General features: G+C 62.8%; 17 protein-coding genes. 10 read left to right on the top strand and 7 right to left on the bottom strand.

What is annotated here, in order from left to right; all coding sequences use genetic code 11:
• The first annotated feature begins 113 nt into the window (after positions 1 to 113).
• Positions 114 to 590, top strand: a complete 477-nt coding sequence (locus tag ACFJIU_RS24855) for a VOC family protein (protein ID WP_379064463.1) — start codon at positions 114 to 116, stop codon at positions 588 to 590.
• A 71-nt stretch (positions 591 to 661) separates the two neighbouring features.
• Here the strand turns inward: ACFJIU_RS24855 and ACFJIU_RS24850 are convergent, their stop codons facing one another.
• Entirely contained in the window at positions 662 to 3,751 is a 3,090-nt protein-coding gene (locus ACFJIU_RS24850; RefSeq protein ID WP_379064461.1) for an efflux RND transporter permease subunit, read from the bottom strand.
• Positions 3,748 to 4,977: an efflux RND transporter periplasmic adaptor subunit gene (locus ACFJIU_RS24845; RefSeq protein WP_379064459.1), complete on the bottom strand. Its 1,230-nt coding sequence runs from the start codon at positions 4,975 to 4,977 to the stop codon at positions 3,748 to 3,750. The genes ACFJIU_RS24850 and ACFJIU_RS24845 overlap by 4 nt, the downstream gene beginning before the upstream one ends.
• Before the next feature lie 200 nt (positions 4,978 to 5,177).
• On the opposite strand from ACFJIU_RS24845, the gene ACFJIU_RS24840 reads away from it, so the two are divergent.
• Positions 5,178 to 5,741, top strand: a complete 564-nt coding sequence (locus ACFJIU_RS24840; RefSeq protein ID WP_379064457.1) for a TetR/AcrR family transcriptional regulator — start codon at positions 5,178 to 5,180, stop codon at positions 5,739 to 5,741.
• Positions 5,742 to 5,844: 103 nt separating this feature from the next.
• On the opposite strand, the gene ACFJIU_RS24835 is transcribed toward ACFJIU_RS24840, so the two are convergent.
• Positions 5,845 to 7,248, bottom strand: coding sequence for a sensor histidine kinase (locus tag ACFJIU_RS24835; RefSeq protein ID WP_379064455.1), 1,404 nt, complete (start codon positions 7,246 to 7,248; stop codon positions 5,845 to 5,847).
• A complete protein-coding gene (locus ACFJIU_RS24830; protein ID WP_379064453.1) occupies positions 7,245 to 7,919 on the bottom strand; it encodes a response regulator transcription factor in 675 nt (224 codons plus the stop codon). The genes ACFJIU_RS24835 and ACFJIU_RS24830 overlap by 4 nt, the downstream gene beginning before the upstream one ends.
• 303 nt (positions 7,920 to 8,222) lie before the next feature.
• Here ACFJIU_RS24830 and ACFJIU_RS24825 point away from each other — a divergent pair, with 303 nt between their 5' ends.
• The 8 genes from ACFJIU_RS24825 to ACFJIU_RS24790 all read left to right on the top strand — a co-directional run bounded on the left by ACFJIU_RS24825 (position 8,223) and on the right by ACFJIU_RS24790 (position 15,995).
• Entirely contained in the window at positions 8,223 to 8,726 is a 504-nt protein-coding gene (locus ACFJIU_RS24825; RefSeq protein WP_379064451.1) for a class I SAM-dependent methyltransferase, read from the top strand.
• Positions 8,723 to 9,340: a DedA family protein gene (locus ACFJIU_RS24820; protein WP_379064449.1), complete on the top strand. Its 618-nt coding sequence runs from the start codon at positions 8,723 to 8,725 to the stop codon at positions 9,338 to 9,340. Before ACFJIU_RS24825 ends, ACFJIU_RS24820 begins: the two co-directional genes overlap by 4 nt.
• Positions 9,341 to 9,381: 41 nt before the next feature.
• Positions 9,382 to 10,293 (top strand): LysR substrate-binding domain-containing protein, encoded by a 912-nt coding sequence (locus tag ACFJIU_RS24815; protein WP_379064447.1) that lies wholly within the window; start codon positions 9,382 to 9,384, stop codon positions 10,291 to 10,293.
• A 132-nt stretch (positions 10,294 to 10,425) separates the two neighbouring features.
• On the top strand, positions 10,426 to 11,586 hold the full coding sequence (locus tag ACFJIU_RS24810) for an ABC transporter substrate-binding protein (protein ID WP_379064445.1): 1,161 nt from the start codon (positions 10,426 to 10,428) through the stop codon (positions 11,584 to 11,586).
• Between the two features lie 182 nt (positions 11,587 to 11,768).
• Entirely contained in the window at positions 11,769 to 12,767 is a 999-nt protein-coding gene (locus ACFJIU_RS24805) for an ABC transporter ATP-binding protein (protein WP_379064443.1), read from the top strand.
• The gene (locus ACFJIU_RS24800; RefSeq protein WP_379064441.1) at positions 12,764 to 13,738 is read left to right on the top strand and encodes an ABC transporter permease; all 975 of its coding nucleotides are present in this window, start codon (positions 12,764 to 12,766) and stop codon (positions 13,736 to 13,738) included. The genes ACFJIU_RS24805 and ACFJIU_RS24800 overlap by 4 nt, the downstream gene beginning before the upstream one ends.
• Positions 13,728 to 14,543 carry an ABC transporter permease gene (locus ACFJIU_RS24795; RefSeq protein WP_379064439.1) on the top strand — a complete coding sequence of 272 codons (816 nt, stop codon included), beginning with the start codon at positions 13,728 to 13,730 and terminating at the stop codon, positions 14,541 to 14,543. Before ACFJIU_RS24800 ends, ACFJIU_RS24795 begins: the two co-directional genes overlap by 11 nt.
• A 24-nt stretch (positions 14,544 to 14,567) precedes the next feature.
• A complete protein-coding gene (locus ACFJIU_RS24790) occupies positions 14,568 to 15,995 on the top strand; it encodes a gamma-aminobutyraldehyde dehydrogenase (RefSeq protein WP_379064437.1) in 1,428 nt (475 codons plus the stop codon).
• Between the two features lie 142 nt (positions 15,996 to 16,137).
• Here ACFJIU_RS24790 and ACFJIU_RS24785 read toward each other — a convergent pair whose 3' ends face one another.
• From ACFJIU_RS24785 to ACFJIU_RS24775, 3 genes are all read right to left on the bottom strand, one after another.
• Positions 16,138 to 16,452 (bottom strand): hypothetical protein, encoded by a 315-nt coding sequence (locus ACFJIU_RS24785; RefSeq protein WP_379064435.1) that lies wholly within the window; start codon positions 16,450 to 16,452, stop codon positions 16,138 to 16,140.
• A gap of 83 nt (positions 16,453 to 16,535) precedes the next feature.
• Positions 16,536 to 16,898 (bottom strand): nuclear transport factor 2 family protein, encoded by a 363-nt coding sequence (locus tag ACFJIU_RS24780; RefSeq protein ID WP_379064433.1) that lies wholly within the window; start codon positions 16,896 to 16,898, stop codon positions 16,536 to 16,538.
• 58 nt (positions 16,899 to 16,956) lie between these two features.
• Positions 16,957 to 17,430: a carboxymuconolactone decarboxylase family protein gene (locus tag ACFJIU_RS24775; RefSeq protein ID WP_379064431.1), complete on the bottom strand. Its 474-nt coding sequence runs from the start codon at positions 17,428 to 17,430 to the stop codon at positions 16,957 to 16,959.
• Positions 17,431 to 17,525: the final 95 nt, after the last annotated feature.

Below are 17,525 nucleotides of genomic sequence, written 5' to 3'. Positions count from 1 at the left end.
GATCACGGCAATCGGGCCCGTCCTTGATGTGACGGCAGCCTGTCTTGCGACCTTCAGGTCGCGTTCCAGAGCCGCCGCAAAACATTCGAAACGGGACCTCCCAGGAGAAGAAGATGCAGAAGATCACCGCTTGCCTCTGGTTCGAGAACAACGACGCCGAGGATGCGATCAAGTTCTATTCGTCCATTTTCAAGAATTCGAGGATCGTCAGCGAAACGCGCTGGGGCAAGGGCGGCCATGGTCCGGAAGGCAGTCTGCTTGTCGCCGACTTCGAACTGGACGGCATGCGCTTCCAGGCGCTGAACGGCGGTCCGCATGCAAGCTTCAACGATGCCATCTCGCTGAGCATCGACTGCAAGAACCAGGAAGAGGTCGACCATTTCTGGAACGGGCTGACCGCCGATGGCGGCAAGGAGGTGCAGTGCGGCTGGCTGAAGGACAGGTTCGGCATTTCCTGGCAGGTGGTGCCCGACATTCTGCCCAGGCTGCTCAAGGACAAGGACGGAGCGAAGGCCGACCGCGTCATGCAGGCGATGATGAAGATGGTGAAGATCGACATCGCGGCGCTGGAAGCGGCCGCCAACGGCTGATTTCCAGCGTCTCAAGCAAACAGGGCGCCGGATTGCTCCAGCGCCCTGTTTTTTTGCCTGTCGGCTGCCGCTTATTCCGCGGGTTCAAGCGCCCCCGCCGCCGGCCTCTCTGCCGGTGCGTGGCCGCGATGCGCCAGGAATGTGTAGAACATCGGCACCACGAACAGCGTGAAGCAGGTGCCCACCAGGATGCCGGTGAAGATCACCAGACCCATGGAGAAGCGCGCGGCGGCACCCGCACCCTGGGCGACGATCAGCGGCACGACGCCCAGCGCCATGGCGGCGGTGGTCATCAGGATCGGGCGCAGGCGAACCTTGGCCGAGGCGACGATGGCCTCGCGGATCGACAGGCCGTGTTCCTCACGCTGCTGGTTGGCGAACTCCACCAGCAGAATGCCGTGCTTGGTGATCAGGCCGATCAGTGTGATCAGTCCCACCTGGGTGTAGATGTTCAGCGTTGCGCCGGCGATGCCACCGTTGATCAGGTTGAGCGGCAAGATAGCGCCGAAGATCGACAGCGGCACCGACATCATGATGATGAGCGGGTCGCGGAAGCTTTCGAACTGCGCCGCCAGAACCAGGTAGATCACGATGATCGCCGCGATGAAGGCGATGATGATCGTGTTGCCTTGTTCCTTCTCCTGCCGCGACTGGCCGGTGTAGTCGATGAAGAAACCGTCCGGCATGCTCGCCCGGGCGATGTCCTCGATCGTCTTCAAGCCATCGCCCGTCGTGACGCCGGGCATCGGCAGTGCGGTGATCGTCGACGAGTTCAGCTGGTTGAACTGTTCGATTGCCGCCGGCGATGCATCGGTGGTGATCTTCACCACGGAGGTCAGCGGCACCATCTGGCCCGTCACGCTGCGCACGAAATACTCGCCGAGCTTGTCGGGATTGTCGCGATAGACCATCGGCACCTGCGGCATGATCTTGTAGGCGTTGGAGTCGCGGTCGAACTTCGCCACTTCATTGCCGCCGACCAGCAGCGTCAGCGTGCGGCCGATGTCGCTGATCGGAATGTTGAGTGCCGCGGCGCGATCACGATCGATGGTGATCGTGGTCTGCGGCGCGTTGTACGACATCGAGTTCTGCACGACGATGAAACGGCCGGAGGCCTGCGCCTTCTGCTTGATCTCTTCGGCCACCTCGAACACCTTCGAAGCTTCGCCCGTCGAGCGAACGACGAGGCCGACCGGCAGGCCGCCGCCGGAACCCGGCAGCGTCGGCGGTGCGAAGACGAAAGCCTCGACGCCGGCGACCTTCTTCAGGCGTTCGGTGATGTCAGCCTGAATTTCCTTCGACGAACGAATACGGTCGGCCCAGTCCTTGAAGGCGAAGCCGACGAAAGCGCCATTGGTGGCGCCGCCGAAGGCGACAGCCGAGAACAGCGCCCGGGTTTCCGGGATATCCTGCACCAGGCCGAGCATCTGGTTGACGTAGGCTTCGGTGTAGTCCGACGTCGCATATTGCGGGCCGGTGACGATCGAGAGCAGGAAGCCCTGGTCTTCTTCCGGCGCCAGTTCGCTCGAGGTCTTGGTGAACATGAAGCCCGTCACCCCGACCAGCGCGATGACGATCAGCAAGGTCACCCAGCGCGCACCGAGCGATGCCTGGACCAGTCGCTCATAGACGTTTTCGATGCGCGTGAAGGTGCCGTCCACGATCTTCTGGAACCGGCTGTGCGAGCCGGCCTTGAGAAGACGAGCCGACATCATCGGCGTGATGGTCACGGCGATGACACCGGAAAGGACCACCGCGCCCGCCAGCGTCACCGCGAATTCGCGGAACAGCGAGCCGGTGAGGCCGCCGGTGAAGGCAAGCGGGGCAAACACCGCCGCCAGCGTGATCGTCATCGCCACGACGGCGGAGAAGATTTCACGCATGCCGGCAAAAGCGCCTTGCATCGGCGTCATGCCTTCTTCGATGTGGCGGTGGATGTTCTCCACCACCACGATCGCGTCGTCGACCACCAGGCCGATCGCCAGGACCATGGCGAGCAGCGACAGCAGGTTGATCGAGTAGCCCATGAAATAGAGGATGAAGCAGACGCCGATCAGCGACAGCGGGATCGTGATGATCGGCATCAGCACCGACCGGAACGAGCCCAGGAACAGCAGGATGACAACGACGACGATGGCCACGGCCTCGGCGATGGTCTTGAACACTTCCTCGATCGAGGCGCTGATCTGCTCCGTCGAGTCATAGACGACCTGGATCGTCATGCCCTTGGGCAGGGTCTCCTGGATCACCGGCACCAGCTTCTGGACGGCCGATGCGGTCGTCAGCGGGTTGGCGGCCGGCGTCGGGAAGATGGCCAGGAAGGTACCGGGCTTGCCGTTGAAGGTCACGCGGGTGTCGGTGTTTTCGGCACCCAGCTCCACGCGTGCCACGTCACGCAGGCGCACCACATTGCCGTCGACCGAACGGATTGGCAGGGCCGCGAAGGCCTCGGGCGTCTGCAGGGTCGAACGCACCGTGATCGACGAGATCACATATTCGTTCTCGGTCTTGCCCGGAGCGGACAGGAAGTTCGAGTTGTTGATCGCCTGCACCACTTCCGCGGCGGTGACACCGCGCGAAGCGAGCCTGATCGGATCGATCCACACGCGCATCGAATATTGCTGGGCACCGAAGATCTTGACGTCGGCGACGCCTTCGACCGTGGTGATGCGCGGACGCACGACGCGGTCGATATATTCGGTCAGCTGCTCCTTCGTCATGTTCGGATTCTGCATCGAGATGTACATCATCGCGAACGAGTCGCCGGTGCCCTTGACGATCACCGGGTCCTTGGCTTCCGAAGGCAGGTCGCCGCGCACGCCCTGCACCTTGGACAGGACTTCGGCGAGCGCGACATCCGGATTGGAGCCGAGCTTCATCTGCACCGTCACGGTGCTCGCCGACGGCGCGCTGGATGACTTGACGTAGTCGATGTTTTCCGTCGAGGCGACGGCGCGCGCGATCGGGGCTGAAATGAAGCCCTGGATCAGGTCGGCGCTGGCGCCTGGATAGGCCGTGGTCACCGTGATCGCGGTTTCCTCGACCTTCGGATACTGGCGGATCGCCAGGTTGAAGATGCCCTGGATACCCAGGAGCAGGATCATGGCGCCGAGCACCGTCGAGAGGACGGGCCGTCTGATGAAAAGGTCAGAGAAACTCATTGGGCGGAAGCCTTCTGCTCTGCCGGCTTGCTGGGGTCGACCGTGTTGTCGATCTTGACCAGGGCACCGTTGCTCAACCGATTCTGGCCGGCGGTGACGACCTCGTCGCCTGCCTTGACGCCTTCGATGATCTCGGCGACACCGCCGAAGCGCCGGCCGATCTTGACGAAGACCTGGTCGACGGCAAGCTGCGGGCCTTCGCTGCCAGCCGGCTTCTGCGCGGCAGGGGCAGCGGCTTCAGCCGGCTTGGCGCCTTCGGCAGGCTTCGCCTCCGCGGCCTTGTCGGCGGGCTTCGCTTCCTTCGGCTTGGCCGGAACGACGGTGTAGACGTAGTCGCCATAAAGGCTCGTGGTCAGCGCCGTCTGTGGGACAGTGATGACGTTGTCTTCCTTCGGCAGCTCGACGCGAACCTGCACGAACTGGCCGGGGCTCAGGCGCCCTTCCGGATTGTCGATGCGGGCACGCACCGAAACCAGGCGGCTGCTCGGGTCGATCTTGGGATCGATGCCGGTGACGACACCCTTGAACGACATGTCTTCCGAGGTCGGGCCGAAGGTCACCGGCTGGCCGACCTTCAGCTTCTCGAGCTGCTGCTCGGGAACCGTGAAGTCGACGCGCATCGTGTCCATGTCCTGCAGCGTGACGATGGCGTTGCCGGGCGCGACATACTGGCCGAGCTCGATCTTCGGAATGCCGGCGATGCCGCCGAAGGGTGCCTTGAGCAGCTTGAGATCCGCCTGGGCCTGTGCCTTGGCGACCTGGGCGATCGAGGTTTCGGCATTGGCATTGGCAGTGTCCAGTGCGGCCTCGGTGCCGACGCCGGTCTTGCGCAGCGCCTGCGCGCGCGCCAGTGCCTGCTGGTCGAGCGTTGCCTTGGTCTTGGCGGCGATCAGGTCAGCCTGTTCGACGGCATCGTCGAGACGCACCAGGAGCTGGCCGCTCTCGACCTTGTCATTGGCCTTGAACAGGATCTCCTTGACCACGCCAGACGTTTCCATCGTCAGGTCGACACCCATCGAGGCGCCGACGGTGCCGATGGCCTCGATGCCAGGGGTCCAGGTGGTCGGCTCGATCTTCTTGGCCGAAACCGTCAGCACATTGGCCGGCATGTTGGCGAAGAACCCGGCAATCATCTTGTCGCGGAAGAAGTTGAACCAGATGATGCCGCCGGCCACCACGGCCACGAGGACAAGCAGGATGAAACGGATGATGAAGCGCTTGATCATGGGATCCCTCGAACGCGCGTGGCAATGACAGTCGAATCAAAATAGCCGGGTGCGCATTTTGCGAAACCCCGGCCTTCACTTTTTTCGACGCTTTACTGTACCGTCTGGACGGTCTTGTCAATTGCGCCTAGTGTCATGTTTTCGAACTTCGCTGCGGCGGATTTCAGAATAGGGACACAACTGTGTCTTATGGGCGACAGATGAAGAAACCACGAGCGAATTCACGCGAAAAGATCCTGGCTGCGGCCGCCGACGTCGCCCGCGAGTCGGGTCCGGGCAATCTGTCGCTGGATGCGGTCGCTCAACGTGCCGGTGTCTCCAAGGGTGGTCTGCTCTACAATTTTCCAAGCAAGGCCAAGCTGATGCAGGCACTGGTCGAGCATCATCTGCAGGAGTTCCAGGAAGCGCTGGAGACAGCCAGGCAGGATCGCGCCCAGGGCAATCTTCTGGCTGCCTATGTCAAGCTGTCGGCCAAGAAGTTCGAGGAGGATCAGCCCCCTTCCGCGTGGATATTCTCGGCCATCGCCGAAAATCCCGATTTCCTGGCTCCCATCCGCATTTTCCAGCGCGAGCTGTTCGACCGGCTGAAGGCGGAAACCCCCGATTTCAAGGCGCTTTTGCTCACCTATTTCGCGGTCGAAGGCATGCGCAGCGCCAGCCTGTTCGACTTCCAGGTCCTGTCGGAGCAGGAACGCCAGTCGCTGGTGTCCTCGCTGCTGTCGGTGGCCAGGGGCAATCTGGCTCCGGTTCCGGCCGTCGCGTAGAGCGTTTCCGGTTTTTTCGAAAAACGCGAAAACACTCTAACTTTTATGTTCGACGCAATTCCGGACGGAAAACCGCTACGCACTTTTCCTGGAATTGCTCGGATCAGCACCCCTTGCGGGGCGTTTCCTCCTTTTTCGGACGCGTCGGAAAACTGATCCTGAACAGCGCACCCGGACTGCCGTCCAGCACTTCGATGCGCCCGCCATGCAGCTGCATGATCTCCTGCACCAGATTGAGGCCCAACCCGGCGCCGTGATCGTGGGGACGCAGACGGTAGAAGGGCTGGAAGATCTTCTTGCGCTCGTCTTCGGGCACGCCTTCACCCTCATCGAGGATTTCGATGGTCGCTGGCTTGACGACGCTGATGGTGATCTTGCCGCGGTTGCCGCCATGTTCGATGGCGTTCTGGACAAGGCTGGTGACCGCCCGCTCGATCGAAGCGCGATCGCCGGTGGCCGCCAGTTTCTCAACATCGGGCTCGAAGGCCATTTCATAGCCTGAGGAGAAGGCGATCGGCGCCATGTCGAGCACGACGCTGCGGGCGATATCGACCAGATCGACTTTCGCCATGCTGTCGACCTGGCGTCCGAGCCGCTGCAGGTCGAGCAACTGATCGGTCAGCGTGGACAGCCGCGCTGCGTCGCGCAAGACACGGGCTCGTTCTGGCGTTGGCGGCAAGGAGGCGACGCGGGTGTTGAGGATGGCCACCGGCGTGCGTAGCTCATGCGCGGCGTCGGTGAGGAAGCGGCGGTGGCGCTCATAGCCATTGTCCAGCCGCACCAGCGCCTCGTTCACGGCATTGACCAGTGGTGTCACCTCCATTGGCACATCTTTGAGAGGCAACTGCATGCCGCGCTTGTCGATGTCGATCTGCCCGGCCTCGGTGGCCGCTGCCCCCAGTCCTCGCAGTGCGCCACGCACGACCCAGGGTGTCACGAACAGCGTCGCCAGCGCCATGACACCTACGACGGGCAGGATAACGACCAAAAAGAACTGCCAGGCGGCAAGCCCCAGGCGGCCCCAGGAGAGTTTGCCTTCGGTGCCAGCCAGGATCTGCACTTCGCCGGCTCCCGTCTCGCTCTCCCACGACACGATACCGGCAGGCCTGTCGGAGTTCTTGCCCATCGTCCAGGAAAAGCGCGCCTCGCTGATGTTGTCGAGCTGATCCGCGAACGGCGCCAACGCTGGTGGGATCGTGCCTTCCTTCAGCATGTTGCCCTGTTTGTCGCGCACGACGTACCAGAGGTTCTTCTCGGTTCTTCGCAGTTCGGCAAGTTCGCGTGTCGGGTTGAGTATCAGCTTGCCGTCTGTGTCGCGGGCAAGCGCGTCCTTGATGACATCGGCCGTACCGCCTTCATAGTCGTTCAGGCTGGCAGCGCCGAACATCATCAACGCCACGATAAGCAGCGGAACAAGTAATGTGATCAGGATGCCTTGCAGCAAGACGATGCGCAGCACCAGGCTCCATTTCAGTGAACGGGGTCGACGTGGTTTACCGAGGATCATGATGTCTCGCGCAGCAGATAGCCAACACCACGCACGCCATTGATCGTCACGCCGACACCGGCCTCGGCCAGTTTGCGGCGCAGGCGCGAAACATGGGTGTCGAGGGCGTTGGACTGGATTTCATCGTCGAGGCCGAACACCGCCTCCATCAGCGACTCGCGCTGCACCATGCGGCCCATGCGTCGCATCAGGGCTTCCAGCACCAGCAATTCCCGCCTCGGCAGCGCCATCGGCTCGCCGCGTATGCTGGCCTCGCGATGGCCGACGTCGAAGGCGAGGTCGCCGGCGCGGATCACCTGCGAATGCACCGTCGCCGGCCTGCGCAGCAGTGCGCGCAGCCTCGCCATCAGTTCCTCGAAGGCAAAAGGCTTGGCCAGATAGTCGTCTGCGCCGACATTCAATCCATCGACCTTGTCGGCGGTGTCGCCGCGTGCCGTCAGGACGAGCACAGGCGTGGCACTGCCACCGGCGCGCAGCTTGCTCACCAGCGAAAGCCCATCGCCGTCCGGCAACTGGCGGTCGAGCAGGATGGCGTCATAGCTGTCGGTCGCCACAAAATCTTCCGCCTCGAGAAGCGAGGCGGCGTGATCGGCCACCATGTCATGACGCTTGAGCGCCACGCGCAGTGCCGAAGCCATTTCCTGTTCGTCCTCGACCAGAAGGATACGCATTGTCGTCTCGTGCAGTAGAACTCGTTACGGCGGGCTACGACCTCAACATTGCGTAAACATGGCAAAATAATGTGAGCGCCTGGGGCACGCTTTTTGTGTCAGATCGCCATCTTTCGCAATGTTTATGCAATCCAGCACCAGCAAACAGCGCTGCATCGGCTGGCGTTCGATTCGCCGGCAGTTCGATTTCGGATCGAGGATGATATGCACACCAATGATGCTTTCTCATTTCTGATGGCTTGGGCAGCGGCGCCATTCAAAATTGGTTCGGTAACTCCGTCCAGTGCCACGTTGTCGGCCTTGATGACGAAGGAGATCGGCCCGGACACCGGTCCGGTCCTGGAACTTGGACCCGGCACCGGACCTTTCACGCGTGCTTTGATTGAAAAGGGCGTCAGGGAAAAAGACCTGACCCTCATCGAGGCTGACAGCGATTTTGCAGCCTTGCTCACCAAGCGGTTTCCCTCCGCGCGCATCTTTGAGATGGACGCCACCGGTTTGCGTCATCTGGCGCTGTTCAACGGTCCGGTCCTGGGCGCGGCCGTCAGTGGCCTGCCGTTCCGGCTGATTTCGCCGCGTCGCACGCGACTGATCCTGGAGGGGGTCTTCGCCAACCTGCGGCCCGGCGCCTCCCTCTACCAGTTCACGCTCGGCCTGCGTTGCCCGATCGACCAGAGCATGCTCGACCAGCTCGACCTCAAAGCCACCCGTATAGGCCACACGCTGCGCAATTTCCCGCCGGCCACGGTCTATCGCATCAGCCGCATTCCGGTCGTCAAGTCGTACGACTGGCGCTACGCATCGTGACCGGTCCGCTGCCAGTCATTCTGGGTTCCGGACTTCTTGGCGTGTTCTGTATCGCGTCCGTCGAGAAGATCTTTCCGGCGCCGCCGTCACACATCGTCCTGCTGTTCCTCGGCATGACGGCGGCGCCGGGTCTGGATCGGCTGGAACTGCTTCTGCTGATCACCGTTGCCGGGTCCACTCTCGGCTCGCTGTTCTGGTACGCGATGGGACGCCGCCTCGGCGAGGCGCGCGCGGAGGCTCTGGTCGGACGTTTCGGCAAATATGTCTTCCTGCCGCTTTCGACCTATCGCAAGCTCGCCGAAGCCTATCGCCACAAGGCCTTTGTCGCCTCATTGGTCGCGCAGCTCATTCCAACGGTGCGCAACTATCTCGGTATCGGTGCAGGCGCGCTACGACTGCCGATCCTGCCCTTTGCCTGCGCCACGCTGCTGGGCGCGGTGATATGGAATTCGGCGTTCCTTTACATCGGCTATCTGATGCGCGGCGGCGATCATAATCTGGTGTCCGTCGGTTTCCGCATCCTCGCCATCGTCGTGCTGGTGGAGCTGACCTTCTTCCTTGCGCTGCGCTATCGCTCGATACGCCGCCGTCGTGCGGAATTGGCGCGCGGCTGACCGCTTTTCTTCCTGACCGTGCCGGTGTTTATATCGACGGCATGGCATTCACCCTCAGGCAGCTTCAGTTCTTCGTCGCCGTCGCGGATCAGGGCTCGGTCTCACGGGCAGCGCAGAAACTGTCCATCTCGCAGTCTTCCGTCACCGAAGCGGTCAAGGAGCTGGAGACCGACCTCGGCGTCGAGCTGTTCGAGCGCCATTCGCGTGGCCTCAACATCACCCACAAGGGTCACCAGTTCCTGCGCCACGCCACCAAGATCCTGTCGGATGTGTCGGATGCGCGCAGAACCTTCCTCGGCGAGCAGGAACAGACCAAGGGTCGCTTACAGCTCGGCGTCACTTCGCTTGTCGCCGGCTATGTCCTTTCTGACATATTGGCGCGCTATCGCCGCGCCTATCCCGGCGTCGAGATCACGGCGATCGAGGACAATGGCGACTATCTCGAGCACCTGCTGGTCGGCGGCAAGCTCGACGTCGCGGTCATGGTGATCTCGAACCTGCGCGACCGCACGGCATTGCAATCGGAAATCCTCGAGGTGTCGGCCTATCGTTTGTGGATGCCGCTCGGCCATCGGCTGACCGGCGCCGACATCATCGGCGTCGGCGACATCGTCAGCGAACCGCTGATCATGCTGACCATCGATGAGATCGAGGAGAACACCGGCAAGCTCCTGGCCGCGATCGGCGCCAGGCCGCATGTCGCTTTCCGGACGCGTTCGGTGGAGGCCGTGCGCAGCCTTGTCGCCACTGGTGCCGGCGTGGCCTTGCTGCCGGACCTGATCTATCGCCCGTGGTCGCTGGAAGGTGATCGTATTGAATCGCGGGATGTTTCCGGTTCGCTGCCGGTCGTCCAGGTCGGCATGGTCTGGCGACGCGGCTCGGGCCTCGCGCAGCCGGCACGCGACTTCATCGGCATCGCCCAGTCGCAGCGCACGATCCGGCAGCGGCAATAAGCCATTAGCTATCGGAAAAACCGATATCGCCTTTCTGATAAATGAATTTGCGAAAGCTGCATTTTCACGACACCTTTCATTCCAGGGAGCGAAGCCGCCGTCAGAGCGCGGCCCCTGAGATGGGAGACGACGATGAATTCTTTCCTCAAATCATGCACTGCCCTGACGATCGCGCTGACCTTCGCCGGTCAGGCCGTGGCGCAGGAAGCCTTGAAGGAAGTAGGCAAGGGCGAGGGGCAGCTCAACATCATCGCCTGGCCGGGCTACATCGAACGCGGCGAAACCGACAAGGCCTATGACTGGGTCTCGGACTTCGAGAAGAAGTCGGGCTGCAAGGTCAACGTCAAGACCGCCAACACCTCCGACGAAATGGTTTCGCTGATGAACGAGGGCGGTTTCGACCTCGTTACCGCCTCCGGCGACGCCTCGCTGCGCCTCGTTGCCGGCAAGCGCGTGCAACCCATCAACACCGACCTCATCCCGAGCTGGAAGACGGTCGACGACCGCATCAAGGATGCACCCTGGTTCACGGTCGACGGCAAGCACTATGGCGTTCCCTATCAATGGGGTCCGAACGTGCTGATGTACAACACCAACGTCTTCAAGGAAGCGCCGAAGAGCTGGAACGTCGTCTTCGAGGAACAGACGCTCTCGGACGGCAAGTCCAACAAGGGTCGCGTCCAGGCCTATGACGGCCCCATTCATATCGCCGACGCCGCCAACTACCTGATGGCGCACAAGCCGGATCTCGGCATCAAGAGCCCGTATGAATTGAACGAGGACCAGTACAAGGCGGCACTCGACCTGCTGCGCGTGCAGCGCACCCTGGTCGGCCGTTACTGGCACGACGCCGCCATCCAGGTCGACGACTTCCGCAACGAAGGCGTCGTCGCTTCCGGTTCATGGCCGTTCCAGGTGAACACGCTGGTTGCCGCCAAGCAGCCTGTCGCCTCGACCATTCCGGAGGAGGGTGCCACCGGCTGGGCAGACACCACCATGATGGAGGCCGACGCCGCCAATCCGAACTGCGCCTATATGTGGCTCGAACATTCGCTGTCGCCGAAGGTGCAGGGCGATGTTTCGGCCTGGTTCGGCTCGCTTCCAGTCGTGCCGGCCGCTTGCAAGGGCAACGAATTGCTGACTGACGAAGGTTGCAAGACCAACGGTTTCGACCAGTTCGAGAAGATCAAGTTCTGGCGTACCCCGACCTCGAAATGCGCCAGCCAGAACGACCAGTGCGTGCCTTACTATCGCTGGGTCTCCGACTATATCGGCGTCATCGGCGGGCGTTGACCTCCCATCCCCTCCCCGTAACCGGGGAGGGTCGCCCCGCAGGGGCGGGTCGGGAGCCATGCGGACCTGAGCTTTCGCCCGCCCTTCGGCGCAGCCTCCCTGGCGGAGGTGACCGCGTCTGCCCGACGGCTGTCTTGCAGCCGGGACAGGCATGATCGTTTGTAACAATGATCGCAGATGAGATGACCCCAGCTGTTTCCTTCCAGAAAGTCGCCCGTCACTTCGGCGCTGTGAAAGCCGTCGACGCGCTCGACCTTGACATCGCGGCCGGCGAATTCTTCGCCATGCTCGGCCCTTCCGGTTCGGGCAAGACGACCTGCCTGCGCCTGATCGCCGGCTTCGAGCAACCCACCGCCGGCACCATTTCGATCTTCGGCGAACGCGCCGAGGGCGTGCCGCCCTACCGGCGCAATGTGAACACGGTCTTCCAGGACTATGCGCTGTTTCCCCACCTCAACGTGCTCGACAACGTCGCCTACGGCCTGATGGTCAAGGGTGTCGGCAGGGCCGAGCGTTTGAAGGCGGCGGAAGAGGCGCTGGCGCTGGTGCAGTTGCCGGGTTATGGCGCGCGCCGCCCGGGCCAGCTCTCCGGTGGCCAGCGCCAGCGTGTCGCTCTGGCGCGCGCGCTGGTCAACCAGCCCAAGGTGCTGCTGCTCGACGAGCCGCTCGGCGCACTCGACCTCAAGCTGCGCGAAAACATGCAGGAAGAGCTGAAGTCGCTGCAGAAGGCGCTCGGCATCACCTTCGTCTTCGTCACTCACGATCAGGGCGAGGCCTTGTCGATGGCCGATCGCGTCGCGGTCTTCAACGAAGGCAGGATCATGCAGGTCGGCTCGCCGCAGGAAATCTATCAGCGGCCGAAGACACGTTTCGTGGCGGACTTCGTCGGATCCTCCAACGTGCTGCCGCCGGATTTCGTACAGCGTTATGCCGGCCAGCGCCGCTGGGGCAGCCTGCGCCCGGAAGCGATCCGCATTACACGCGAAACAGGGGGCGACACCGTCCAGGCCCGGGTCTCCGGCGTCAGCTATCTCGGCGCCGCCACGCGGCTGGCGCTCGACACGGAAGGGCTGCGCCTGCATGCCAGCGTGCCGTCGGGCTCGGCGGTGCCGGAGCAGGGCGACGCCATTGCCTTCACCTTCAACCGCGATGCCATCCACATGATGGACGAGACCCCATGAGCATCGCTTCCGTCACCGCAACGCGCGACGCGCCGGCATCCGCGATCCTGCCTGCCCGCGGCGGCATGCTGGGTGCGCTGTCCGACCTGTTCTGGCGCCGGCCGCGTTTCCTGCTCGTGCTGATGCTGCTGCCGCCGCTGCTCTGGCTCGGCGTCGTCTATATCGGCTCGCTGTTTGCGCTTCTGCTGCAGAGCTTCTTCTCGATCGACGAGTTCTCCGGCCTCATCAATCGTCAGTTCACGCTGAAGACCTATGCCGATCTCCTTCAGCCGGCGAATTTCGACATCATCGTGCGTACGGTCACGATGGCGGCTCTGGTGACGCTGGCTTCCATCGCCGTCGCATTCCCGATTGCCTACTACGCCGCCCGCTACGCGCAGGGCCGCTGGAAGGCGTTGTTCTATCTGGCCGTGATGCTGCCGCTGTGGTCGAGCTATCTGGTCAAGGTCTATGCCTGGAAGCTGATCCTCGCCAAGGAAGGCATCCTCACCTGGTTTCTCGCCAAGGTGCACCTGCTGTGGCTGCTCGACGGCTGGCTGGCCTTGCCCTATGTCGGCGGCAACTCGCTGTCAGTGTCGGCGACTGGAACCTTCATCGCCTTCGTCTATGTCTGGCTGCCATTCATGATCCTGCCGATGCAGGCCGCACTCGAACGCGTGCCCGGCAATCTGGTCGAGGCCTCGTCCGACCTTGGTGCCTCGCCCGGGCAGACATTCCGCAATGTGCTGTTCCCGCTGGCGCTGCCCGGCATCGTCGCCGGCTCGATCTTCACCTTCTCGCTGACATTGGGCGACTACATCGTGCCGCAGATCATCGGCACGTCGCGCCTGTTCATCGGCCAGGCCGTCTATTCGCAGCAAGGCACTGCCGGCAACATCCCGCTCGCCGCCGCCTTTGCGGTGGTGCCCATCGTCATCATGGGCTTCTACCTGTGGGGCGCCAAGCGTATGGGGGCCTTCGATGCGCTCTGACCGCAGCCAGTCGGCACCGCTCGGCCTGAAGATCGCCGCCACCTGCGGCCTGCTCTTCCTGCACCTGCCCATCCTGCTGATCTTCGTCTACGCGTTCACGACGGAAGAGAAGAGCTATCAATGGCCGCCGCCCGGCCTCACCACGGAATGGCTCGCGGTCACCTGGAACCGGCCCGATGTCTGGGAGGCTTTGTCGCTTTCGGTCAGGGTCGCCGCGATCTCGACCCTGGTTGCCCTGATCCTTGGCACCTTGTGCGCGGCCGCCGTCTCGCGCTCGCGCTTCTTTGGCCGGGAGACGGTCTCGCTGCTGGTCATCCTGCCGATCGCGCTGCCCGGCATCATCACCGGCATCGCGCTGCGCTCCGCCTTCGCCCTCACCGAGATCCCGTTCTCGTTCTGGACGATCGTGCTCGGCCACGCCACCTTCTGCGTTGTGGTGGTCTACAACAACGCGGTCGCCCGCTTCCGCCGCACATCGGGTTCGCTGATCGAGGCGTCCTATGATCTTGGCGCCGACGGTTTCCAGACCTTCCGGCATGTCGTGCTGCCCAATATCGCCACGGCCTTGCTTGCCGGCGGCATGCTGGCCTTCGCACTGAGCTTCGACGAGGTCATCGTCACCACCTTCACCGCCGGCCAGCAGCAGACGCTGCCGATCTGGATGCTGGAGGAACTGATCAGGCCGCGCCAGCGTCCGGTCACCAACGTCGTGGCCATGGTGGTCGTGCTGGTGACGCTGCTGCCCATCCTGCTTGCCTATTACCTCACCCGCGACGGCGACCAGGTCGCCGGGTCGGGCAAATAAGATCGATTTCGAAGGGAGATTGTCATGGATACCGAGATGCTGATCGGCGCTGCGTTCGAAAAGGGCGCCGAGGCCGAGGAAGCCGTGCTGAACCCGCGCACCGGCGCCACCATCCTCAGCCTGCCGGAAGCAAGCGAAGCGCAGATCGAGCGCGCGGTCGCCGCCGCCGAGAAGGCTTTCACCACGTGGTCGCGCACCACACCGGCGCAACGCTCGGCCTATCTGCTCAGGATCGCCGACCGTATCGAGGCCGAGGCGCAGGAATTCGCCGCACTCGAGGCACTGAACTGCGGCAAGCCGATCAATGCCGTGCTCAATGACGAAATCCCGGCCATCGTCGATTGTTATCGTTTCTTCGCCGGGGCGGTGCGCTCCATGCCCGGCCAGGTGGCTGGCGAGTATCTGCCGGGCCACACCTCGATGATCCGCCGCGACCCGATCGGCATCGTCGCCTCGATCGCACCGTGGAACTATCCGCTGATGATGATGGCATGGAAACTTGCTCCAGCCATCGCCGGCGGCAACACGGTGGTGTTCAAGCCGTCGGAACAGACACCGCTCACCGCGCTGAAGCTGTCCCGCATTCTTGCGGATATCCTGCCGGAAGGTGTCGTCAACGTCGTGCTCGGCCGCGGCGAAAGCGTCGGCAGCCCGCTGATCAATCATCCCAAGATCAACATGATCTCGATCACCGGTGATATCGCCACCGGCAAGAAGGTGCTGCAGGCGGCCGCCAAATCGGTCAAGCGCACGCATCTGGAGCTGGGCGGCAAGGCCCCGGTCATCGTCTTCGATGATGCGGATCTCGACGCCGTCGTCACCGGCCTGCGCGCCTTCGGCTACTACAACGCCGGCCAGGACTGCACTGCCGCCTGCCGCATCTACGCCGGCAGGAAAATCTACGACAAGCTGGTCTCGCAACTGTCGTCGGCGGTATCGACCATCAAATACGATCAGGCCGATGACACCGAGAACGAGATCGGGCCGCTGATATCGCGGCGCCAGCGCGACCGTGTCGCTTCCTTCGTAGAGCGTGCCTCGGAGCTGAAGCACATCGAGATCACCACCGGGGGCAAGCCGGGCGAAGGCTCGGGTTTCTACTTCCAGCCGACGGTTGTCGCCGGCGCCCTGCAGGATGACGAGATCGTGCGCCGCGAGGTGTTCGGGCCGGTCGTCTCGATCACCCGCTTCTCCGACGTCGACGAGGCGGTCGGTTGGGCCAATGACAGCGACTACGGTCTTGCCTCTTCCGTGTGGACCAAGGACATCTCGCGCGCCATGGCCACCGCCGCCCGCCTGCAATATGGCTGCACCTGGATCAACACCCACTTCATGCTGACCAACGAGATGCCGCATGGCGGCCTGAAGCAGTCCGGCTACGGCAAGGACATGTCGGTCTACGCGCTGGAAGACTACACCGCGGTGCGCCACGTCATGGTGGCGCACGGGTAGACCAATTCCAAGGAAAAGTGGGTAACGGTTTTCCGTCCGGAATTGCGTAAAACAAAAAGTCAGAGCGTTTCCGCGTTTCCGTGAAAAACGGAAACGCTCTTGGGTCCTTCTCCCCGTGAACGGGGAGAAGGAAGAGAAAGCGCTACTCCACCACCCGGAAGATCTGCCAGAGGCTCGAGCCTGACACCACATAGGGCTCGATCTCCTTGCCCCATTTGGCGTGCGCGTCGATCTTGCCGATCCTGGCGAAGAATTCCTCCAGCCGGGCAAGACTCTCGACCTGGTGATGTGTCTCGATCGTCGCCTCGCGCGCGCCGATCGATCCGGTCATGATCTGGAATTTGAGGTCGGCGATGTTGACCTGCGAGCCGATCTCGCGTTCCCATTTCCGCATCAGCTCAAGTACGGTCTGCTTGTGACCGAATTTGGCATCGATCTGCCATCTGGCGCTGAACATGATGTTCTCCTCCCTGGTTGCGACCCGAACACTCTGAAACAGGGCCCCATCCCGATTGATCGGGCCGGGGCTTCGCCGTTGCTCTATTCGTCCCAGGCCTGCACGACCGTCTGCCGCGCGATGAGGCCGTTTTTCAGCTCGAGTGTCGCTGCGCAGAACACCTTCGTACCGTCCGGATAAGCGCAGGCCTGGGTGAAGGCGAGGTTGTCCCCTTCGGCGATGGTGGTGTCGACCTTGTGGGTCATCGCCCGGCTGCAGATATCGTCCCAGAAGGTGCTGATCGCGGCACGGCCGCGGATCTCACGCGGCTTGCTCGGCGGGTTGTTGCGGTCGATCACGCGCACCAGCGCATCGTCCGCGTAGAAGCTCGACAACATCTTGCCGTCGCGCCCCTCGATCGCCTTCTTGATTGCCACACCGTCCACTGCTTTTGTCTTGGTCAGCATTTTTGATCTCCATCGATTGGATCGGATGCCGCCCGACGCCCATCGCCGGGCAGCCTGGTCACTGCGACTTCGGCTTGGCGCCGGCGAACAGCGCGTCGGTCTGCTTCTTGAAGGTTGCCATGTCGACCTGGCCGCCATTGAGCATCGTCGACCAGTGGCGCACGATGGCCGCCATCGCCACGGCCTCCTTGATTTCTTCGTCGCTCGCACCGTTGGCCCTGGCCGCCAGCGTGTGGAAGTAGATGCAGTACTGGCAGGGGATCTGCGATGCCACGGCAAGCCCCATCAGCTCCTTGGTCTTGCCGTCCAGCGCGGTCTTGGGATTGAGCTGGATCCCCTTGATCTCGGCCCAGGCGCCGGCAACGGCGGCGTCCGGCAATGTCTTGAACATGTCCGGCACCGAGCCAAGCGTGGCCTGGATGTCCTTGTAGGCGGCTGTTGCCGAAGCATCTTCGGCGCGCGCCGGCGCGACCGCCAGCAATGCAGCTGCCGCCAATGCCAGCAATCCGGTCTTGCCAATCAGTCTCAGCATTTCATCCTCCATTCGCAGGGCCGTAACGGCGACATCGCCTGGCCTGCATGGAGACAAATCGTAAGCCTCAAGGTGCTCCGAGCGCTTCGCTCGAA

Origin of the sequence: Mesorhizobium sp. UC74_2, assembly GCF_042701485.1 — a bacterium.
Taxonomy (GTDB): Bacteria; Pseudomonadota; Alphaproteobacteria; order Rhizobiales; family Rhizobiaceae; genus Mesorhizobium.
Note: the sequence above shows the minus strand (reverse complement) of the source record. Positions and strands in the feature narration are given on the sequence as shown.